25 protein-coding genes are annotated in these 20836 nt (G+C 66.7%); 8 read left to right on the plus strand and 17 right to left on the minus strand.

From position 1 onward, the window contains the following. Positions 1-44: 44 nt before the first annotated feature. Positions 45-236, plus strand: coding sequence for a hypothetical protein (locus tag E0E05_RS01275; RefSeq protein ID WP_244597864.1), 192 nt, complete (start codon positions 45-47; stop codon positions 234-236). Positions 237-440: 204 nt separating this feature from the next. Here E0E05_RS01275 and E0E05_RS01280 read toward each other — a convergent pair whose 3' ends face one another. From E0E05_RS01280 to mepA, 8 genes are all read right to left on the minus strand, one after another. Continuing rightward, positions 441-1088, minus strand: a complete 648-nt coding sequence (locus E0E05_RS01280) for a LysE family translocator (RefSeq protein ID WP_131615047.1) — start codon at positions 1086-1088, stop codon at positions 441-443. A 35-nt stretch (positions 1089-1123) separates the two neighbouring features. Continuing rightward, complete coding sequence (locus E0E05_RS01285) at positions 1124-1588, minus strand: GNAT family N-acetyltransferase (protein WP_244597867.1); 465 nt, start codon at positions 1586-1588, stop codon at positions 1124-1126. Beyond that, positions 1585-2226, minus strand: a complete 642-nt coding sequence (locus E0E05_RS01290) for a 2,3-bisphosphoglycerate-dependent phosphoglycerate mutase (RefSeq protein ID WP_131615048.1) — start codon at positions 2224-2226, stop codon at positions 1585-1587. Before E0E05_RS01290 ends, E0E05_RS01285 begins: the two co-directional genes overlap by 4 nt. 47 nt (positions 2227-2273) lie before the next feature. Then, positions 2274-3089: a 4-hydroxy-tetrahydrodipicolinate reductase gene (gene dapB, locus E0E05_RS01295; RefSeq protein WP_131615049.1), complete on the minus strand. Its 816-nt coding sequence runs from the start codon at positions 3087-3089 to the stop codon at positions 2274-2276. Then, positions 3086-4915, minus strand: coding sequence for an ABC transporter ATP-binding protein (locus tag E0E05_RS01300; RefSeq protein WP_131615050.1), 1830 nt, complete (start codon positions 4913-4915; stop codon positions 3086-3088). Before E0E05_RS01300 ends, dapB begins: the two co-directional genes overlap by 4 nt. Positions 4916-4946: 31 nt before the next feature. Further along, positions 4947-5969 (minus strand): glucokinase, encoded by a 1023-nt coding sequence (locus E0E05_RS01305; protein ID WP_131615051.1) that lies wholly within the window; start codon positions 5967-5969, stop codon positions 4947-4949. Then, complete coding sequence (locus E0E05_RS01310) at positions 5962-6366, minus strand: methylglyoxal synthase (protein ID WP_131615052.1); 405 nt, start codon at positions 6364-6366, stop codon at positions 5962-5964. Before E0E05_RS01310 ends, E0E05_RS01305 begins: the two co-directional genes overlap by 8 nt. Positions 6367-6477: 111 nt before the next feature. Continuing rightward, complete coding sequence (gene mepA / locus E0E05_RS01315; RefSeq protein WP_192900427.1) at positions 6478-7533, minus strand: penicillin-insensitive murein endopeptidase; 1056 nt, start codon at positions 7531-7533, stop codon at positions 6478-6480. A 135-nt stretch (positions 7534-7668) separates the two neighbouring features. On the opposite strand from mepA, the gene E0E05_RS01320 reads away from it, so the two are divergent. Next, entirely contained in the window at positions 7669-8124 is a 456-nt protein-coding gene (locus E0E05_RS01320; protein WP_244597869.1) for a GtrA family protein, read from the plus strand. Between the two features lie 30 nt (positions 8125-8154). Next, the gene (locus E0E05_RS01325; RefSeq protein ID WP_131615053.1) at positions 8155-9285 is read left to right on the plus strand and encodes a zinc metalloprotease HtpX; all 1131 of its coding nucleotides are present in this window, start codon (positions 8155-8157) and stop codon (positions 9283-9285) included. Here the strand turns inward: E0E05_RS01325 and E0E05_RS01330 are convergent, their stop codons facing one another. Beyond that, positions 9286-10272, minus strand: coding sequence for a Gfo/Idh/MocA family protein (locus E0E05_RS01330; RefSeq protein WP_131615054.1), 987 nt, complete (start codon positions 10270-10272; stop codon positions 9286-9288). 4 nt (positions 10273-10276) lie between these two features. Beyond that, positions 10277-11665, minus strand: coding sequence for a nicotinate phosphoribosyltransferase (locus tag E0E05_RS01335; RefSeq protein WP_131615055.1), 1389 nt, complete (start codon positions 11663-11665; stop codon positions 10277-10279). A 175-nt stretch (positions 11666-11840) separates the two neighbouring features. Between E0E05_RS01335 and relB the strand changes: the two genes are divergently transcribed. Further along, the gene (gene relB / locus E0E05_RS01340) at positions 11841-12059 is read left to right on the plus strand and encodes a type II toxin-antitoxin system RelB family antitoxin (RefSeq protein WP_131615056.1); all 219 of its coding nucleotides are present in this window, start codon (positions 11841-11843) and stop codon (positions 12057-12059) included. Beyond that, a complete protein-coding gene (locus E0E05_RS17855; protein WP_131615057.1) occupies positions 12028-12348 on the plus strand; it encodes a type II toxin-antitoxin system RelE family toxin in 321 nt (106 codons plus the stop codon). Before relB ends, E0E05_RS17855 begins: the two co-directional genes overlap by 32 nt. Positions 12349-12358: 10 nt before the next feature. On the opposite strand, the gene pheT is transcribed toward E0E05_RS17855, so the two are convergent. The 6 genes from pheT to rpmI all read right to left on the minus strand — a co-directional run bounded on the left by pheT (position 12359) and on the right by rpmI (position 17155). Further along, positions 12359-14764 carry a phenylalanine--tRNA ligase subunit beta gene (pheT, locus tag E0E05_RS01350; protein ID WP_131615058.1) on the minus strand — a complete coding sequence of 802 codons (2406 nt, stop codon included), beginning with the start codon at positions 14762-14764 and terminating at the stop codon, positions 12359-12361. 24 nt (positions 14765-14788) lie between these two features. Beyond that, on the minus strand, positions 14789-15064 hold the full coding sequence (locus tag E0E05_RS01355) for a DUF2442 domain-containing protein (protein ID WP_131615059.1): 276 nt from the start codon (positions 15062-15064) through the stop codon (positions 14789-14791). After that, on the minus strand, positions 15045-15281 hold the full coding sequence (locus tag E0E05_RS01360; RefSeq protein WP_131615060.1) for a DUF4160 domain-containing protein: 237 nt from the start codon (positions 15279-15281) through the stop codon (positions 15045-15047). Before E0E05_RS01360 ends, E0E05_RS01355 begins: the two co-directional genes overlap by 20 nt. Before the next feature lies 1 nt (position 15282). Next, the gene (gene pheS, locus E0E05_RS01365) at positions 15283-16383 is read right to left on the minus strand and encodes a phenylalanine--tRNA ligase subunit alpha (protein ID WP_131617843.1); all 1101 of its coding nucleotides are present in this window, start codon (positions 16381-16383) and stop codon (positions 15283-15285) included. A gap of 133 nt (positions 16384-16516) precedes the next feature. Next, complete coding sequence (gene rplT / locus E0E05_RS01370; RefSeq protein WP_131615061.1) at positions 16517-16918, minus strand: 50S ribosomal protein L20; 402 nt, start codon at positions 16916-16918, stop codon at positions 16517-16519. A gap of 36 nt (positions 16919-16954) precedes the next feature. Continuing rightward, positions 16955-17155, minus strand: coding sequence for a 50S ribosomal protein L35 (gene rpmI, locus E0E05_RS01375; RefSeq protein WP_039730582.1), 201 nt, complete (start codon positions 17153-17155; stop codon positions 16955-16957). Positions 17156-17390: 235 nt separating this feature from the next. On the opposite strand from rpmI, the gene E0E05_RS01380 reads away from it, so the two are divergent. Further along, complete coding sequence (locus tag E0E05_RS01380; protein ID WP_131615062.1) at positions 17391-18026, plus strand: class I SAM-dependent DNA methyltransferase; 636 nt, start codon at positions 17391-17393, stop codon at positions 18024-18026. Between the two features lie 90 nt (positions 18027-18116). On the opposite strand, the gene infC is transcribed toward E0E05_RS01380, so the two are convergent. Continuing rightward, positions 18117-18653, minus strand: coding sequence for a translation initiation factor IF-3 (gene infC, locus E0E05_RS01385; RefSeq protein WP_131615063.1), 537 nt, complete (start codon positions 18651-18653; stop codon positions 18117-18119). A 189-nt stretch (positions 18654-18842) separates the two neighbouring features. Here infC and E0E05_RS01390 point away from each other — a divergent pair, with 189 nt between their 5' ends. Continuing rightward, positions 18843-19613 (plus strand): alpha/beta hydrolase, encoded by a 771-nt coding sequence (locus E0E05_RS01390; RefSeq protein WP_131615064.1) that lies wholly within the window; start codon positions 18843-18845, stop codon positions 19611-19613. A gap of 6 nt (positions 19614-19619) precedes the next feature. Continuing rightward, positions 19620-20759, plus strand: coding sequence for a benzoate/H(+) symporter BenE family transporter (locus E0E05_RS01395; RefSeq protein WP_131617844.1), 1140 nt, complete (start codon positions 19620-19622; stop codon positions 20757-20759). Positions 20760-20836: the final 77 nt, after the last annotated feature.

Consider the following 20836-nt stretch of genomic DNA (forward strand, 5'->3'; position numbering starts at 1 on the left):
GCTACACAGTAAAGGCGATTTGGGACGCTGACGCTAGCGTCTGGGTGGCCGACAGCGACATTGAGGGCCTGCATATCGAGGCACCGACGATCGATGAGTTCGAGGCCGTGCTGCATGAGGTCGCCGCCGAGATCGTTGCCGCCGACCATGTTACCGACGCCGATCTGGACAGGTTTGCCGCGCGCGACCTGATTCCGGCCATCATTTTCGTCCGGCCCGAGCGGGAAGCGGCGTAAGGTCAGAGGCGCCTGTCGCTGCCGGCCGACTTCGGAATTCCGTTTGCCGTGTGGCGGCTCTTCAGATTTCGCGGCACCACGAGCATCTTGCCGGTCTGCGCATGGCGCCATTTCTCATGGCTGGTTTCCAATAGGCATAGCCAAGCCCGGAAATGAGTGCCGTGACGGCCCCATAAAGGTCGCCGCCCAACGCGCCGATGCCGATCAGACGGCCGAGGCCCAAAGGCGCCAGCCGGCATAGCCGAACATGGCGGCCAGCAGCCCCTCGATGGCGCGGCGTGCTTTGCGATAGGCCGCCATCATCACCGGCGATGCGAAGACGAGCGCGTAGCCCTGGAAGATGACGGCACCGATCACCAGGCAGATGCCGAGCGTGACGATCAGGACCGGCGTGCCGCCACCGCTCGTCTGCGTGAGCGCGACGATGGCGATCCAGGCCAGAACCGCCTTGGGATTGGTCAGGTGCAACAGCGCGCCGCGGCCGAAATGGCCGGCGAGCGAGCGTGCATTGCTGGACGCGGCGGCGACCGGCTTTGCCGACAGCGCGCTGCGCAGGGACTTGAACGCCAGCCAGGCCAGATAGACCGCGCCGGCGATCTTGATCGCGGTCAGACCCCAGGCGATCGTGTTCAGCCAGGCCGACAGCCCGATGGCGGCCGCCGTCGCCCAGGTAAACGAGCCCAGTTGCACGCCGGCGGCAAACGCCATTCCCGCGGCGCGGCCGCGCGCCATGGCGGTGCCCATGATGCCCAGCGTCGCCGGCCCGGGACTGCCCGCCGCGACCGCAAACACGGCGAAGACCGCGACCATGGCGGGCCAGTGGGTCTGAAGCAGGGCGATGAGATCGGTCATGGCAGATATCCGTGGACGATGTCAGGAAAGCACACTCAGCGATCGAGGACCAGAAGCGGAAGCAGTCGACCGGTCGCGGACGACGAACGTTTCTCGCCGATCCGGACCGCGCCCATGCGCGTGTAGAAGGCTTCGGCGTTCGGGTCCGACAGGATCGTCAGCCGCCTCGCGCCCCTGTCGCGCGCAAGCGTCATGAGTGCGGCGAACAGCGCCGCGCCGATGCCTTTGCCCATGTGACCGGGGTCGACGAAGAAGACGCCGATCTCCCAGACTTCGTCACCCTCGTCGACGATCGCGGCAACGCCGGCCGGCAGAGCCCCATGTTCGGCAACCAGCACGAGACCATCGGCGATCCAGTCGGGATCGACGGTGAGTTCGCTCATCGCCCTGGCCATGAACGCGTCGTCATAGCCCCAGTGCGCCTTCGAGCGCACGCAGAGATCGGTCAGCACGCCGGCTTCGCCCAGCCGTGCCGGCCGGATCGTGAAGGGCGGCGTCAATGTGCCCCGGACATGTCGCCAAGGATCTCCTTGGCGGCGACCGTCGAATCGGCGTGCAGCCGGTAGACCATCGGCACGCCTGTGCCCAGGTTGAGCTTGGTGATCGTCTCGGTCGTGTGCCCGTCGAGCACCATGACGAGGGCGCGCAGCGAGTTGCCGTGCGCGGCGACCAGAACCGTCTGTCCGCGCAGCACGCGCGGCAGGATCTCGGTCATGTAGTAGGGCCAGACGCGCGCGCCGGTGTCGCGCAGGCTCTCGCCCTCGTCGCCCGGCGGCGGCACGTCGTAGGAGCGCCGCCAGATGTGCACCTGCTCCTCGCCCCACTTGGCGCGGGCATCGTCCTTGTTCAGGCCGGCCAGATCGCCATAGTTGCGTTCGTTGAGCGCCTGATCGTGGATCGTCTCGAGGTCGGACTGGCCGACCCCGTCGAGGATCATCTGGCAGGTGCGCTCGGCGCGCACCAGCACCGAGGTGAAGGCGATGTCGAACCTCATGCCGCGTTCGGCGAGCACCCGGCCGGCTTCCATGGCTTCCTCGATGCCCTGTTCGGTCAGGTCCGGATCGCGCCAGCCGGTGAACAGGTTCTTCTTGTTCCATTCGCTCTGTCCGTGGCGGACCAGGACCATCGTGCCGGACATGTCGGTTTCCTTTGTAAGTCGGTTGACTGAATCGTGTCTCGTCGGCGTCAGGTGAGCCCCAGGACGTCGCGCATCGAATAAAGGCCCGGCGCCTTGCCGCGCGTCCACAGAGCCGCCTTGACGGCGCCGCGCGCGAAGATCGCGCGGTCCTCGGCATAGTGGGTCAGTTCGACCCGTTCCCCGGCCCCGGCCATGATCACCGAGTGTTCGCCGACGACCGAGCCACCGCGCAGCGTCGCGAACCCGATCGCGCCGGCCGCGCGCGGTCCGGTGTGGCCGTCGCGCATGCGAACGGCATTGTGTTCGAGATCGATGCCGCGCCCGGTCGCGGCCGCCTGGCCGAGCAGCAGCGCCGTGCCCGACGGCGCGTCGACCTTGTGTCGGTGGTGCATCTCCAGCACCTCGATGTCCCAGTCCGACGCTTCGAGCGCGGCAGCCGCCTTTTCGACCAGCACGGACAGCAGGATCACCCCCATCGACATGTTGCCGGACTTGACGATCGGCGTCTTCTCGGCGGCGACGTGGATGTGGGCTTCATCGTCGGTGCTCATGCCCGTCGTGCCGATGATGTGGGCGATGCCGCGTTCGGCGGCCAAGTCGGCGAAGCTGCGCGTCGCCTCGGGCGCGGTGAAGTCGAGGATCGCCTCGGCGTCCTTGAACGCCACGTCCGGATCGGTTGCGACCGCGACATCGAGCGCACCGATGCCGGCCATCGTGCCCGCATCCTCCATGAACTCGTCCGCGCCCTCGCGTTCGAGCGCGCCCACCAGGCGGGCCTTGGGGTCTTCGGCGATGGCGCGGATCAGCGCCCGGCCCATACGCCCGCCCGCGCCGACGACGGCGATCGACAGGGGTTCGCTCATGCGCGTTCCTTCTCCGTTTCCGCAGCGTGCCCGCCAGGCTGGTCGGCCCCGCCGCCCAGCAGGTTGAGCCGCGCATAGAGCCCGCCCTTGCGGCTGGCAAGCTCGGCGTGCGTACCGGTCTCGACGACCTCGCCCTTGTCCATGACGATGATCCGGTCGGCCGAAACGATCGTCGACAGCCGGTGCGCGATCACGATCGTCGTGCGCCCGGCCATCACTTCCTCAAGCGCCTGCTGGACGAGCTTTTCGGATTCGTTGTCGAGCGCCGAGGTCGCCTCGTCGAGCAGCAAAATCGGCGCATTGCGCACGATGGCGCGGGCGATCGAAAGGCGCTGCCTCTGGCCGCCCGAAAGCGTGACGCCGTTCTCGCCGACCGGTGTGTCATAGCCCGCCGACTGCTCCATGATGAAGTCATGGGCGTTTGCCTGCCGGGCAGCCTCTTCGATCTCGTCGTCGGTCGCCTCGGGCCGTCCGTAGCGGATGTTCTCGCGGATCGTGCCCTCGAACAGGTAGGGCTGCTGGGAGACGAAGGCCATCTGGCCGCGCAGCGAGGCGAGCGTCACGCCGGCGATGTCCTGGCCGTCGATCGTGATCGTGCCGGCCTCGATGTCGTAGAAGCGCTGCAGTAGCGAGATGATCGTCGTCTTGCCCGCGCCCGACGGACCGACGATCGCGGTGGTCCGGTGCGCCGGCGCCTCGAAGCTCAGGCCGTGCAGCACCTTCGTGCCATCGGCATAGGAGAAGTCGACATCCTCGAACCGGACGGCGCCGCCGCTGACCTCCAGCGGCACCGCGTCGTGGCGGTCGCGCTGGCGCTCGGGCATGTCGAGGATCTCGTAGATCATCCGCGCATTGACCATGGCCTTTTCGAGATTGACCTTGAGCTGGCCGAGCCGCCGGGCCGGGTCGGCGGCCAGCAGCAGCGCGGTGATGAAGGCGAAGGTGGAGCCCGGCGGCTGGCCTTCGCTCACCGCGCGGATGCCCGCATAGGCGATGACGCCGGCGACGGCGAGGCCGGCGAAGACCTCGGCCGCCGGATTGACCCGCTCGGTGATCGCGGCGAGCCGGTCGGCCTTGGCGCGCGCATCGTCGATGATCGTGCCGATGCGCCGCGCCAGCCGGTCTTCCATCGTGAACGCCTTGACCACCGTGATGCCCTGCACCGATTCCTGCATCGTGCCGACCACGCGCGCGTTCAGTTCGACCGTCTCGCGCACGACGCTGCGCATGCGCGCGGTCACCCATGCGACCGCCAGAACCAGGATCGGCGCGACCGCCAGCACGATCAGCGACAGGATCGGGTCCATCGTCACCATGACGAAGACGAGCCCGATCAGCGAGACGAGATCGCGCCCGAGCGCGGTCAGGGTCAGCGACAGCACGTCGCGTATGCCATTGACGTTCTCGGCGATGCGGGCGGCCAGATGACCCGAGCGGGCTTCGGTGAAATAGTCCACGCCGAGCTTCATCAGCTTGTCGAAGACGCGCGTCTGGTAGCGGGCGACCAGATCGTTGCCGATGCGTGCCAGCACGACGGCCTGCACGTACATAGCAAGGCCGCGCACGAGAAAGACGCCCACCACCGTGCCCGAGATGATGAAGATCAGTTCGCCCCGCTGGCGCACGAAGATTTCGTTGACAACGTCCCGCGTGATCCAGGCGACGAACGCGGTCGTCAGACCGATCACCACGAGGCAGACGATGGTGAGGACGTAGTGTCGGGCGTATTCGCGGCCGTTCTCTTCGAGGATACGGCGCAGGACGGCGATCACGCCCTCGCCCAATCCGCCCCTGATGGCGGCGCTATCCTGCGACCCGTCGCTCATTGGCGGGCTATAGCGCGCGGCGCGGGCAAGCTCAACGCGTCCAATGCCTGCTCTCGAGGGCCACGCCGAAGCGCGAGGGCGTCCTTGCGTAGGCGGCAAGGCCCTCCATCGGCGCGCGGTCGTGCAGGATGGCGAAGACCGGCATTTCGCCGACGAGCGCCTCGTGCGGGGCCTTGTTGTCGAAGGCGGCGCGGAACCGTGTCTGATTGAAGAAGGGCAGGATCTTCTGGGTGATGCCGCCGGTCAGATAGACGCCCCCGCGCGCCATGAAGACCAGCGCCAGATCGCCGGCGACACGGCCTAGATATTCGGCGAACAGATCGAGCGTCTCGACCGCGTCTTCATCGCTGCCCGTCTCGGCGGCGTGCGTGACGTCAGACGGATCGTCGAAGCGCGGCGCGTTTCCGTTGGCCCGCGCGACGGCGCGGTAGAGGTTGACCATGCCGCGCCCGCACAGGACCTGTTCGCCCGACACGCGCCCGCCTATCCGTTCGAGATGCGCGAACACTTCGCCGTCGCGCTCGGTCTGCGGGCCGAGATCGACATGCCCGCCCTCACCGGCGACCGGGATCCAGGTGCTCGCCGCGTGCACGAGGCCGGCGACGCCAAGCCCCGTGCCGGGCCCGATGACGACCCGGTGCGCGGCGGGATCGCGTTCGCCGCCACCGATCTGGCGGAGCTGATCGTCCTCGAGCGCGACGACGGCGAGCGCCTGGGCCTCGTAGTCGTTCAGCACGACGACCTCGTCGAACCCCAGATCGGCGATCATCCGGCGCGGATAAACCACCCAGTCATTGTTGGTCAGGTCGATCGCGTCGCCGTCGGTGGGGCCGGCGACGGCCAGCACGGCGCTGCGCGGCATCAGCGAGGTGTGGTCGAGCACATGGTTCTGGATCGCCGCGTCGAGGCTTTCGAAGTCGCGCGTGCGGATCGTCTCGAACGCCTTGGGTTCGGCATTGGCATCGACCAGGATCGAAAAGCGCGCATTGGTGCCGCCGATGTCGGCGATCAGGATCGGAAAGGGCAGGACGAACGGGCTGGTCGAGCTAGGCATGGGCCTTTTCCGTGTGTTGGGCCAGAAGCGCGTTGAGAAGAATTTCGGCGGTGGCGCCGTTCAGCGCCATCGGTATGTCATAGACGATCGCCAGCCGCATCAGGGCCTTGACGTCGACATCGTGCGGCATCGGCGTCAGCGGATCGACGAAGAACACCAGCGCGTCGATGCCCCCTTCCGCGATCATGGCGCCGATCTGCTGGTCGCCGCCCAGCGGGCCGCTGCGCAGCCGTGTCAGATCGAGCGTCGGAAGCGCCTCGGCGATGCGGCCGCCCGTCGTGCCTGTCGCCACCAGCCGGCAGCGTGACAGAAGCTCGGTGTGGCGGCGGGCGAACGCAACCATGTCGTCCTTCTTCTGGTCGTGCGCGACCAGGGCGATGGTGAGGGCATCGGACATGGCGTGTTCAATCGATTTAGTGGACGCGCCGGTCTTAGACCGTTTGCCGCGGGCTTGAAAGGTGCACGGCCATCTTTTTTGACCCGCGGTTCATGCGATCGCCTGTCCCGCTCAGCGCGCCGGACGCGGCGCGGGCACCGGAAGACGCCCTGTCGCCGGCAATGCGGCACGGCCCGGCGCCGCCGATGCCGCCACCGGCACCGCCGAGGCGATCATGGCGAGCTGGTCGAAGCCGGCGGAGTAGGTGGCCAGATCCTCCGATGCCGGACGCGGCGCGGCCAGCACCGAGCGGCACGCATTCGGCAGGTCGGCGAGCGTCTTTTCGCGGCGCGGCGCCGGCTTGGCGCCGGGCTTGGGTGTCCAGGGCTCGTCCGTGAACCACCAGTCAAGCGAGGCGTCGCAGCCATTGCCAGACGCGGGCACCGGGTCCTGCGGGCGGCAATTGGGCGAATCGGCCGGGCACTTCATGCGGATGTGGAAGTGATAGTGATGGCCGTAATAGGGCCGCAGCTTGATCATCCAGGCATCGTTGGCGCCGTTGTCGCCATAGGCCTCGCACATCGCCTTCTTGATGCCCGGATGGATGAAGATGCGCTCGACTTCGCGATAGGAGGCCGCCCGCCGCAACAGCCGTGCGTGTTCCGGTGTCCAGATGTTCGGATCGACGTTGAGCGTACCGTTCTTGAGCACGGAGACGGCGCTGATGTTCGCGCGTTCGGATCGCGTCAGGCGCCGGTCGGGCATCTTGGTCAGCCAGATGTCGGCGTCGAGCCCGATCTGGTGCGAGGCATGGCCGGTGAGCATCGGGCCGCCGCGCGGCTGCGAGATGTCGCCGACCAGAAGGCCGGGCCAGCCATCGTTGGCGGCCTCCTCGGACAGGCGCTGGACCAGCGCGATCAGGTCGGGATGGCCCCAGCGGCGGTTGCGCTCGAGCCGCATGGCCTGCCAGCGGGGGCCGTCCACGGGCATCGCCACCGCGCCGGCGATGCAGCCGTTCGAATAAAAACCGTGCACCTTCGATTGCGTCGCCGCCGGAAGCGGCATGCTGCCGAAGAGCTGCTTGGCCGGCTGTTCGGCCTGCGCCGCGCCTGCGATGAAGGCCGTTGCAACCGCTGCAAGGACCGCCGCGACCGCCCGTGATCGCCACATGGTCAGGAAAAAGGCCATCGCCGCGCCTCCCGCGCTGGTTTCCCGTCTGGCCCAGAGACTATCGTGATTTGCGCGGCGCGCCAAACCGCCGCGCTGTTGTCGTTTTCGCCGTGCAGTAAGGGATTGTTTTCGTCATCGGGCTATGACCGTGCCATGAAAGCCGACACCGAAAGCAGCGCCGGCAGGAACCGCATGCTGGCACCGCGCCCGGCGCGCACGCGCCTGGGCCGCCTCTTCAGCTTCGCGTTCGCGGGCGGCAGCGGCTTCGTCATCGATGTCGGCGTGCTCTACCTGTTGATGCTCTACACCCCCCTTGGCCCGTTTACCGCGCGCATCGTCTCGATCGGCTGCGCGATGGCCTCGAACTTCATGGTCAACCGTACCTTCACTTTCGGAGCGAGCGGTCGGCACGTGGTCGCCGAGGGCGCGCGCTATTCGTCCATCGCGCTGGTCGGCGCGGGGCTCAACTACCTCATCTATGCCGGGCTGCTGCTCGCCTTTCCCGCGCTCGCCCCGTTCTGGGCGACCTTCGTCGCCGTGGGCGTCGTCGCCGTCTTCTCCTATCTCGGCTATGCGCGCTTCGTCTTCGGGGGCGGCGAGAAGGCTTAAATCCGCCGCGGAACACCCCATATCTCCGGCATGGCCTTCGCATTCTTCGAGCACACGCACGCGATCCATCGTCGCCACCGGGCGCTGAACCGGCTGCACACGCTGCTGCTGGTCGGCGGTTCGCTTGCGCTGCTCGCGGTGACGGCGTGGGCGATCGCCGGCGGTGTCGGGGTCATCTACGCGCTGATCTTCGGCGGCATCAGCCTGATCGCCGCGCGTCGGGTCTCGCCGTCAATGGTGCTGCGCATGTACAAGGCGCGCGAAGTGGGGCCGAACCGGTTTCCGGTGGGCTACCGGCTGGTAAAGGATCTGGCGCAGCGCGCCGGGCTCGACCGCGCGCCGACGCTCTACGTGGTTCCCTCGCGCATGATGAACGCCTTCGCCGTCGGTCGGCCGGACCGTTCGGCGATCGCCGTGACCGACGCGCTGGTGCGCGGCATGACGACGCGCGAACTGGCGGGCATCCTGGCCCACGAGATGACCCACATCCGCAACGACGACATCAAGGTGATGAGCCTGGCCGACGTGGTCTCGCGCCTGACCTCGACGCTCTCCACGGTCGGCATCATCGCGGTGCTGTTCAACCTGTCGGGCTTCTTCCCGACCGTGCCCTGGCTCGGCATCCTGGCGATGATCGGGGCGCCAACGATCGGCGCCCTTCTCCAGCTCGCCCTGTCGCGCACCCGCGAGTTCGACGCCGACTATGGCGCGGCGATGCTGACCGGCGATCCGGACGGGCTGTCCTCGGCGCTGGCCAAGCTGGAGGCCGTGCACCGCCGTCGGCTCGAAGCGATGATGCTGCCGACCGGCCGGATGGCCGAGCCCTCCATGCTGCGGTCCCACCCGCCCACCGACGAGCGCATCGAGCGGCTGCAGGCGCTCAAGCCGACCATGGTCGCCCCGACCGTTCCGACCAACCGTCCGGCCCGCCTGGTTCCCGACCGCATCGGATCCTCGCCCGTGCCGAAAATCCCCCGTCGCACGAGCCGGCGCGAGGAGGAACTGCTGCGCGACTGGTTCTCGTTCGCCGCCAGCCGGCCGCATGTCGCGCCCGTCGCCGACGGGCCGGACGCGGACCGACCCTGTTGCGCCGATCCGCTGCATCCGCCCCAGGGTGATGGTCCGCGCATCCGCATTGGCCGGGGCGGCGTCTGGTGGTGATCAGACCGGCTCGGTCCGTCCCGAAGCGGCGGCCCGGTAGATCGCGTCGATCGCGCGCTGGTTGGCAACCGATTCTTCAAGCGTGAACACGGGCACGTCTTCCCCCCGCGTGCGCCGCACGAATGCATCGACCTGGTGCTGGTATTGCTGCACGCCCGGAAAGGCGAATGTCTCGGCATGGCGGTGATCGGCACTGTGAACGGTGACGCGGTCGGCATCGTAGACGCCGGCGTTGAACGGCGTCCGGACTTCGATGAAGCCCTTGTCGCCATGAAAGACCATCTCCTGCCGCTGGGCGAGTTGGGTGCCGACATAGAACCCCAGGTCGAACCCTTCGAACCGCATCGTCACGTTCGCGAAGATGTCCGTGCCGAACGCGGCGTCGCGATCGATGGTGGCTGCGACACTCTGCGGTTCGGTGCCCGTCACGAACCGGGTCGCGACGGTCGGATAGACGCCGATATCGGGCAGGGCGCCACCGCCCAGTTCGCGCCGGTTGCGCATGTTGTCGCCGTCGCGGTTGAAGTAGGAGAATGCGCCCTGGACCATGCGCAGTTGGCCAATGGCGCCGCCGCCGATCAGATCGCGCACCTTCAGCCATTGAGGATGGTAAGTGATCATGAACGCTTCGGAAACGAGCACGCCTGCCGCGTCGCGCGCTGCGATCACCGGATCGATGTCGTCGGCCTTCAGCGCCAGCGGCTTTTCGACCAGAACGTGCTTTCCCGCCTTCGCGGCCTTGATCGCCCATTCGACATGGGTCGAGGTCACGGTGGGTATGTAGACGCCATCGACCGCGTCGCTTTCGAGAAGCGCTTCGTAAGTCCCGAAAGCATGGGCGATGTTGAACCGGCGCGCGAACGCGTCGGCCCGCCCGGCATCGCGGCTCGCGACGGCGGCCACGATGCCCGTCTCGCTTTGCTGGATCGCCGGCACCACCTGCTCGCGGGCGATCTTGGCGGTCGACAGAATTCCCCAGCGGAACATGGTCTCAGGCCCCGTTTGGGTTCGCGCGATCGCGGATTTCGGCAAAGGTCCAGTCGACCTTCAGGTCGCCGTTCTCCCAGACCGGCCGCATCAGGTTTTCGCGATCGCCCAGATCCTTGAGCGGCACGGCGACAGGCGCGCCGTCTTCCATCACCACCGCCTGCCGGTAGCGCTTGGAGGCCTTGCCCGGGTCGGTCTTGGGGTCTTTCGAGATGCCGTGCCAGTTGCCGCCCGCGTCCTGGCGGGCATTGGCCTTCATGGCAAAGCGCAGCGTATCGCGATTGACCTTCTGCAACAGCCCGGCGCCCATGCCGAAGGCAAGGTTTTCCGCCGACCAGCCGCGCTCGGCCATCGCCTCGAGCAGCACGCGGATCGTGCGCGGGTTGATGCCGTCGCCCTGGATGACGCGCACGCACGGCGCCAGCACCTTGTAGCCCTTGGAATTGACCGAAAAGCCGAAGATCTCGCCGAGCATCTCGATCGTGTCGATCGGCACGCGCGTAGCATCGCCCGAATCGGGCCGGACGACCAGCGTGCCCTTCATCGCCTTGACCTTGTCCTTGAGCTGGCCGCCCCAGATCGTCTGCACGGCGCGGAACAGATCGTAGCTGTCGGAGACGACAGCCACCAGTTTACCCTCGCCGTCGAACTGGTCGATCATGTTCTCGTAGGCGGCCGCCTCGCGCTCCTCGCCCCAGCTCGTCATGGTCGAGTGCTCGGCGGCGGGGATCGAAAAGCCGGCCATCGGCTCGTGATAATATCTGCGCGCGGCGACGAGGCTCGCCACCGTATCGGTGCCCAGAAAACTGACCAGATGCGCCACGCCGCCAAGGCCGGCCTGTTCCTGGCTGGTCGCGCCGCGCGCGCCGAAATCGTGCAGCCGGAACGGCAGGACGGGGCCGGGATCGTCGCAGGTGCGCGCCAGCGCCTCGGCGATCATCTGGCGCACATGCCAGGAAACGGTGGCGACGGTCGACGGATACCAGACCGCGCGCAGCAGCGAGGTTTCAAGGAAGGTCGGCAGCCAGAAGAAATCGGGGTCGGTGTTGCGCACCTGCACCATCGGCGTGCCCGCCGGCACGATCATGCCTTCGGGCAGCGCCTCGATCATCAGCGGCAGATAGCCGCCATGGCGCTCGACCAGCCTCTCCCAGCCGGTTCGGTTGAAGGGCAAGCCGTGCGCCGTGACCAGCTCTTCGGCCTCGTCGATGTGAGCGCGCGTGACCGGCTGCGACAGATATTCCTTCAGGAACATCTGCAGGCCGAAAAACAGCGTGTTGTCATACTCTCCGCCGCGCCGCGATTCGATATAGGCCGAAATACCCGCCGTCTCGGGCGGGTACTGCGCGAAATGGGAGTACTTGTAGCTGTCCGTGTTGAGGATGAAGTTCATGACCGGCTCCGCCCGATGCAGGACAGCCTTGTGTCAGAGGCGTCGGCAAGGGGCAAGGCGCATGAAGCCCCGATCCGTACGGTCGACGCGCCAACGGCCGCGATCGTGATGCGCATTTCGACAAATCACGACATGTGCTACATGTCTTTCACCATCGACATCGAGGAACGACGTCATGAAGTCCGTATCCGTGCGAATCGACGACGACATCAAGGCGCGCTGGGAGCGCCTCTCCGATGAGCATGGGCTCAACGCCAGCCATCTGATGCGTCAGGCGATCGTCGAGAAACTGGAAGAACTCGAGGATTTCTACACGGTCCGCCAGCGCCTGTCGGAACCGTTCGACCCGGTTCCCGACGAAGATGTGTGGAAGCGGGCCGGTCTTGCGGATTGAATGGCATCCGGAAGCCGTCGAAGAACTCATCGCGCTCTCCGAGCCCGATCAGCGGCGCATCAGGAAGGCTCTCCACGAACTCGCCGGGATCGATGACGCGAGAAAGCGCCTTGTACCCTATTCGGGCAACCTCAAGGGGTTCTGGAAGCTGCGATGCGGCGACTTTCGGCTGGTATGCGAACTGACCCGACGCGGTGGTCAGGTAGTGCTCATCATACACCTGGCCCATCGCAGCCGTGTCTATTCCAAGCGAGGAACCCGGACGGTCCGCTCCCGATCGGCCGGGTAGGTGTTCGCTGCTAAGACCGCAAAACACCGCCCGTCGCCTTTGCGACGCTGGCGACGATCTTGCCGCTCAGCGACTCGAAATCCTCGTCGGTGAGGGTGCGCTCGGTCGGCTGGATCTCCACTTCCAGCGCCACCGACTTGCGGCCGTCGCCCAGCGAAGCGCCTTCGAACACGTCGAACACGTTGACGCCGGCGATGAGCTGCTTGTCGGCGGACGACACGGCACGAATCAGTTCGTTCGCGGCAACGCCCGCATCGACGACGAAGGCGAAATCGCGCGTCACCGCCTGATAGGGCGAAACGTCGAGGCGCGGCCGGGTGCGCGTCGCCTTGCGCTTGGATTCGGGGATCGCATCCAGGAACACTTCGAAGCCGCAGAGGGGCCCCTTCACGTCGAGCGTCTCGAGCGTTCCGGGGTGGAACTCGCCGAAATGGCCCAGCACCATCTTCGGCCCCAGCCTGATCACGCCCGAACGGCCGGGATGGTACCAGTCCGGCGCGCCGCGTTCGATCTGCACCTTTTCGACCGGCGCGCCCGCCGCTTCGAGCGCGGCCAGCGCGTCGGCTTTCGCATCGAACACGCCGACCGGATCGGCATGACCGTCCCAGGCACGGCCCGGCCCGGTGAGCTTCGCCGTGCCGCGGCGGACGCCGCTGGCGACACGCTTCTGATCACCCGGCGCATCGCCCAGATAGATGCCCGCCACCTCGAACAGGGCGACATCGCCATGGCCGACATTGGCGTTGCGCTGCGCCGCCGCCAGCAGGCCCGGCAGCAGCGAGGGGCGCATGTCGCTCATCTCCTCGGAAATCGGGTTGGACAGTTTCAGCGCGGCTGCGCCGCCGCCGAACGCCTCGGCATGGGCGGCCGGAATGAACGACCAGGAGACCGCCTCCATCATGCCGCGCGCGGCAAGTGCCCGGCGTGTATCGCGGGTGCGCATCTGTCTGGTGGTCAGGATGCGGCCCGGCACGCCGTCAAGACGCGCCAGCGGCACGGGCGCGATCTTGCCCACACCGTGAATGCGCATGACCTCCTCGACCAGATCGGCCTTGCCCTCGATGTCCGGCCGCCAGGACGGCACGGTGACGGTGGCGGTCTCGCCGCTGGCGTCCACGGCAAATCCGAGGCTTTCGAGGATGGCGGTGCTTTCGGCCCTGTCGACATCGGCGCCGGTCAGCCGTCCGACCTCGGCGAACGGGAACGAAACTTGCTTCGGCTCGTGGCCCCGATAGCCCTCGACGCGCGTTTGAGACGGCGTACCGCCGCACAGATCGAGCACCATGCGGGTTGCCAGTTCGAGGCCCGGCACCATGAATTCGGGATCGACGCCGCGCTCGAACCGGTAGCGCGCATCGGTGATGATGGAAAGATCGCGGCCGGTACGGGCGACGTTGCGCGGGTTCCACAGCGCCGATTCGATCAGAACGTCGGTCGTGCCCTCGTCGCAGCCCGAATGCTCGCCGCCCATGATACCGGCGATGGATTCGGGCCCCTTGTCGTCGGCGATCACGCACATGTCCTCTGTCAGCGTGTAGTCGCGGCCATCGAGACCAAGGATCGTCTCGCCGTTTTGCGCCCGGCGCACGACAAGGTCGCCTGCGACCTTCTTGGCATCGAACACGTGCAGCGGCCGGCCCCAGCCGAAGGTGACATAGTTGGTGATGTCGACCAGCGCGTTGATGGGACGCAGGCCGATGGCGATCAGCCGCTGCTGCATCCACTGCGGCGACGGCCCGTTCCTGACGCCGCGCACCAGCCGCAGCGCGAAGCCGGGGCACAGGTCCGGCGCCTCAATGGTCACGCCGACCGGGCAGGCGCCGTCGCCGGCGACCGGCTCTGCCGGAACCTGTTTCAGCGTGCCCAGCCCGGCGGCGGCCAGATCGCGGGCGATGCCGGCAATGCCCGTGCAGTCGGGCCGGTTCGGCGTCAAGCCGATCTCGATCACCGGATCGTCGAGCCCGGCATAGGCGGAGAACGAGGTGCCGACCGGCGCGTCGTCGGGCAGATCGATGATGCCCTGATGGTCGTCGGACATCTCAAGCTCGCGCTCCGAGCACATCATGCCGAAGCTCTCGACACCCCTGATCTTGCCGACCGACAGTTCCAGATCGATGCCCGGCACATAGGTGCCCGGCGCGGCGAATGCGCCGATCATCCCAGCGCGAGCGTTCGGCGCTCCGCACACCACCTGCACCGGCTTGCCGTCGCCGGCATCGACCGTCAGCACCTTGAGCTTGTCGGCGTCGGGATGCTTTTCGGCGGTCAGCACGCGGGCGATGGTGAACGGCGCGAACCGGCTCTTGTCGTCGAGATGCTCGACCTCGAGGCCGATCATGTCGAGCGTGTCGACGATCTCGGCAAGCGTTGCGTCCGTGTCGAGATGGTCCTTGAGCCAGGACAGGGTCAGTTTCATCGGTTCGGTCTTTCGGTGATGGGGTCAGGCGGCTTGATCGGGCGCTTTCGCGTTGGGTGCCTTCCAGCCCAGCAACAGGGCTTTGATCGATACGCCCTCGTCGATGGCTGGCCACCAGATGCCGCTGTACTGAAGCTCCACCTCGGCGCGCTCGGCTTCCGAGGCTTGCTCCAGGTAGGGATACCACCACAAGGGCGCGCGGATCTGGCGGCCATCGGCCAGCGTGGCGAAGACGTACTGGTCGTCGCACCAGGCGGCAACCGGGCGTGTTCCTTCGGTCTCAAACTCCAAAGAAGTCATTCCACGATCCAATCCAATCGTTCCGATGGTCCGAGACAACCGCAAGAAGTCGACTGAGCTCCTGCTCGCTATAGCCGCGATTGTAGGCAACACTCAAATCACGCAACCACACTTTCGCGGCCTTGTCGCCCTTGATGACATGGACGTGCGGCGGTTCCGGTCCATCGGAGGCATAGAAGCGGAACTTGTGCCCGCGCCAGATCAGCAGTGTCGGCATGTCACCGGCTCAGCCCTCCGAACAGCGTCGGCATGTCGAGCGGGCGGAAGCCGTAATGGCTGAGCCAGCGCACGTCGGCGTCAAAGAACGCGCGCAGGTCCGGCATGCCGTACTTCAGCATTGCCAGGCGATCGATGCCGATGCCCCAGGCAAAGCCCTGATAGACGTCCGGATCGAGCCCGCCGGCGCGCAGCACATTCGGATGGACCATGCCGCAGCCAAGGATCTCCATCCAGTCATTGCCCTCGCCGAAGCGTACCTCGCCGGGCCTTGACCGGTCGCACTGGATGTCGACCTCGAGGCTCGGTTCGGTGAACGGGAAGTAGGACGGCCGGTAACGCATGGCGACCTCGTCCACCTCGAAGAACGCCTTGCAGAACGTTTCGATGGTCCATTTCAGATGCGCGACCGTCGTCACCTCGTCGACCACCAGTGCTTCGAGCTGGTGGAACATGGGCGTGTGGGTGGCGTCCGAATCGTGCCGATAGGTCTTGCCCGGAATGGCGACACGGATTGGCGGCTTCTGCGCTTCCATCGTGCGCATCTGAACGGGCGATGTGTGCGTGCGCAGCACCTTGCGCTCGCCATCCTCGCCCGGCGCGAGGAAGAAGGTGTCGTGCATTTCGCGCGCCGGATGGTCGGGCGGGAAGTTGAGCGCGGTGAAGTTGTAATAGTCCGTCTCGATGTCCGGCCCTTCGGCGATGGCAAAGCCCATGTCCGCGCAAATCGCGGTGATCTCGTCGACCACCTGGGTGATCGGGTGGATGCGGCCGGTCTCGACGGGCGATGGCCGCACCGGCAGGGTGACGTCGACGGTCTCCTCGGCCAGCCTCGCCTCGATGGCGGCGGCACGCAGTTCGGCCTTCCGGTCGGCGATCGCCTCGGTCACGCGCGCCTTCAGCCCGTTCAGCGCCGGACCCATCACCTGCCGCTCTTCCGGGCTCATCCTTCCGAGCGTCTTCATCCGCTCGGAGACCGCGCCCTTCTTGCCGATGGCGGCGACGCGCACCTGTTCGATCGCCGCCTCGTCGGATGCGGCGGCAATGTCGGCCATCAGGTCCCGTTCCAGCTCCGAAAGGTCATCGGAAGCGGTTTCGCTCATCGCGTTCATGGCAGATCTCGTTGATGGTTTCGGCGTTGGTTTGTCACAGTCGTCAAGCAAAGAAAACCCGCGTCCGGCGTTGGCCAGAAGCGGGTTCTCAAACAGGTGTCGATGCGTTGAGAAGCGCGCTGGCCTAGCGGACAGCGGCCTCAAATGCGCCGGGCGTGGTGTTCTTGAGGTAGGCCAGTTCGGACTTGGCCTTCTCGGCGACCGCGGCGAACGCGGCCGGCTCGTGGATTGCCATGTCCGAGAGCACCTTGCGGTCGATCTCGACGCCGGCCTTGTTCAGCCCGTCGATCAGCCGACCATAGGTCAGGCCATGCTCGCGGGCGGCGGCGTTGATGCGCTGGATCCACAGCGAGCGGAAATTGCGCTTTCTGGCCTTGCGGTCGCGATAGGCGTACTGGTCGGCCTTCTCGACGGCCTGCTTGGCCACCCGGATGGTGTTCTTGCGCCGGCCGTAATAGCCCTTGGCGCTCTTCAGAACCTTCTTGTGCTTGGCGTGTGCGGTCACGCCGCGTTTGACGCGTGCCATGGTCTTTGTCCTCGATCCTTGCGTTCGCTCTGCGACTCAGCCGCCATAGGGCATGTGTTTCTTGACGATCCTGCCGGCCGGTTCGGACAGCGTGTCCATGCCGCGCGCGTCGCGGATGAACTTGTTGGACCGCTTGATCATGCCGTGCCGCTTGCCCATCGGGGTGTATTTCACCTTGCCCGTGGCGGTCAGCTTGAAACGCTTCTTGACCGAAGCCTTGGTCTTCAGTTTGGGCATTTTGCTCTCCATTTGCGTGTGCGCGCCAGTTCACCCTTCGGCGAACGCTCCACGAGGCCGTCCGGAAACCGGACCGCGATCGGATGATCGCTGCTCGTTTCGCCCGAATTGTCGATGACGTGCTGATCGTTCAGCATTCATGGATCGACACGGCATGCCCTGCCGGCCGATCCGGACCGCGCGGCTATAGACTCGATCGCCCGGTGATGCAAGCCTGCGCACAAAGGAGGAACCCATGAACGCCGACGCACCCAAACGCTTTCTCGACAAGGCCTATTCGGTCCGATCGGACGAGGAGACGCGCGCGCTCTATGATCGCTGGGCGGAAGTCTATGACGAGGAACTGTCCGAGAACGACTACCGTCAGCCACAGCGCTGCGCCGAGGCGCTCGCTGCCCTGGTGCCGCCGCGGTCCGGGACCGAAGTGCTGGACGTCGGCTGCGGTTCGGGCCTGTCAGGCATTGCCCTGCACGCGGCCGGCTACGGGGTGATCGACGGCTGCGACTTCTCGACCGGAATGCTCGAGAAGGCACGCCTTTCGGGCGCCTACCGCCGCCTGTTCGAGGCCGACCTGAACGCCCCGCCGCTCGACGCGCCCGATGCCGCCTATGACGCGGCGACGTGCGTGGGGGTGTTCTCCTTCGGCCATGTCATGCCCGATGCGCTCGACGACATACTGCGGGTCGTCAGGGCCGGCGGCGGGCTGGTCATCGGCCTGAACGACAAGTTCTACCAGGACGGCGCGCTGACGGCGAAGCTCGATCGGCTCGAGCGCGACGGGCGCATCGCCGACCGTAAGGATGTCCATGGAGAGCATATCGTCGGCACGGGCCTGACCGGCTGGGTGATCTCGGCGCGCAAGGCGGCCTGACCTGCCCGGCGGGCCGACGGGTAAAGACGCCAGCATGAAAAAAGGCCCGCCGCCGGCGAGCCTTTCGGTTTCGCAGTCGGGACGGCGCGCCTATTTCGGCGCAAGCACCATCATCATCTGACGGCCTTCCAGCTTCGGTTCGGCCTCGACCTTGGAAATGTCCTGCACCTCCTCGCGCACGCGTTGCAGAAGCTGCATGCCGAGCTGCTGGTGGGCCATCTCGCGGCCGCGGAAGCGCAACGTCACCTTCACCTTGTCGCCCTCCTCGAAGAAGCGTTTGACCGCCTTCATCTTCACCTCGTAGTCGTGGGTGTCGATGTTCGGCCGCATCTTCACTTCCTTGACCTCGACGGTCTTCTGTTTCTTGCGGGCGGCGGCGGCCTTCTTCTGCTGCTCGTATTTGAGCTTGCCCAGATCGAGGATCTTGGCGACAGGCGGCTTGGCGTTGGGAGATATGAGAACGAGATCGAGGCCGGCCTCGTCGGCCATGCGCCTTGCATCACGCGTTTCGGTCACACCCCTGTTGTTGCCATCGGAATCGATCAGCTGAACTTCAGGTTCGCGAATGTCGTCATTGGCAGGGGGACCGGATTTCTGGGGCGGGGGCGCTCTGAATGGTCTGCGAATGGTCGTAGTCTCCTGATTGTTGACCGGAAGGGTTCAGGCCCGGCACGCGCTGGGCGCCGCCCGAGCCGGCGAGTCCATAGCATGAAGGTGCCCGGAAATCATCCGCTTTCCGGCGGCACGCCTTCACAGGACGCGACAAAGCGCACATAAGGACGCCCGCGCGGTTTGAAAAGCGTCCGGAGGGGACCAATGGACATTCAGCGGCTCGACGTCGACGGCGCCCCCATCGCCGTTCGCCATCGTGACGGCGGGGCGCCGGGCTTCGTCTGGCTGGGTGGCTACCGCTCCGACATGGACGGCACCAAGGCGGTCGAACTCGATCGCTGGTGCGGCGAACGGGGCCTGGCCTGCACGCGGTTCGACTATTCCGGTCACGGCCAGTCGGGCGGCGACTTCAGGGACGGAACGATCTCGCGCTGGCTCGGCGAAGCGATGGCGGTCGTCGACGCGTTCGCGCGCAAACCGGTCATTCTTGTCGGCTCGTCGATGGGCGCCTGGATCGCGCTGCGCATGGTCCAGGAGCTGAACACGGGCCTCCAGAGCGACCCGGTCGCCGGCCTGTTGCTGCTGGCGCCCGCGCCCGACTTCACCTCGGAGCTGCACGAGCCGCACCTGACCGATGCGCAGCGGCGCGATCTCGACGAGAAGGGGTTCTTCGCCGAGCCGACACCCTATGGACCCGATCCGAACATCTTCACCCGGGCGCTGTTCGAGGACGGCCGCGAGAACCGCGTCATGACCGACCCGATCGACACGTTCTGCCCGGTGCACATCATTCAGGGGCAGGCCGATCCGGACGTTCCGTGGCAGCACGCCCAGCGCCTGTTCGAGCTTCTGTCGAAGGACGATGCGGTGATCGGCTACGTCAAGGACGGTGACCACCGCCTGTCGCGGCCGCAGGACATCGCGCTGATCGTCAAGGCTGCCGGCGCGCTTGCCGACCAGGTGGGCGCGCGCTGACACATGTTGCGGCTGACCACCCTGTCCTCGGCGCTCGTCGCCTCCTTCGTCGGCTTCGGCGGCACGATGGCGCTGGTGCTCGGCGCGGCGCAATCGGTCGGCGCGACCGAGGCGCAGACGGCAAGCTGGATCACCGCGATCGCCATCGCCGTGGCGCTCGAGACGTTGATCCTGTCGGTCTGGTTCCGCATGCCGATCATCGCGGCGTGGTCGATCGCCGGCCTTGCGCTTGTGACGGCGAGCACCGGCTACACCATGAACGAAGCGGTCGGCGCGTTCGTCGCCGCCGGCCTGCTGACCGTCGCCACCGGCCTGTTCCGGCCGCTGATGCGGGCCGTCGAGGCGATCCCCGGCGCGATCTCGGCGGGCATGTTGGGCGGCATCCTGTTGCCTTTCGTCGTCGCAGGCGCGCAGGCCGCGACGGTCGATCCGGCCTTCATCCTGCCGCTGGCGGCGGGCTTCTTCGTGTTGCGGGTCTGGGATGCCCAGCTTGCGGTGATCGGGGTGCTTTTCGCCGGGGTGGGGTGGGCCCTCCTCGGCGGCATGGCCGACGCGCCGATCGCCGTCGAGATGTCGGCGCTGACCTTCACCATGCCGGAAATCTCGGTCGGCTCGTTCTTCGGCCTCGCGGTGCCGCTCTATATCGTCACCATGGCCTCGCAGAACCTGCCGGGGCTCGCCGTGCTGCGCGCCGACGGCTATCGCCCGCCGGCCGGCCCGGTCATCGCGGTGACCGGGATCGGCTCGACATTGACCGGCTTCGCCGGCGCTTCGTCGACCAATCTCGCCGCCGTCACGGCGGCCATCTGCACCGGCCCGGACGCCCATCCCGACCCGGAAAGACGCTGGGCCACCGGCGTCTGGTACGGGCTGATCTACTGCGTGTTCGCCGTCTTCGGCGCCTCGCTGGTCGCCCTGGTCGCGACCCTGCCCGAGGCTCTGATCGCCCTCGTGCTCGGCATCGCGCTTCTGGGCCCGCTCGCCAACTCCACCCGCATCGCCGTCGCCGACGAAAAGGACCGCATCGCGGCCATGACGACCTTCGCCGTCACCGCGTCGGGGATCGTCTTCTTCGGCATCGGCGCGGCCTTCTGGGGGCTCCTCATGGGGCTGGCGGTGCATTTTCTTTCGCGCCTAAGGGGCTGAACCTTAACGCGATTTAATCTGAATGCGTCGCAAAAAGCGGTTTGAATGCTTGCGCAGGCCCCCTCGTGTCACCACTT

The organism is Roseitalea porphyridii (assembly GCF_004331955.1).
GTDB lineage: Bacteria > Pseudomonadota > Alphaproteobacteria > Rhizobiales > Rhizobiaceae > Roseitalea > Roseitalea porphyridii.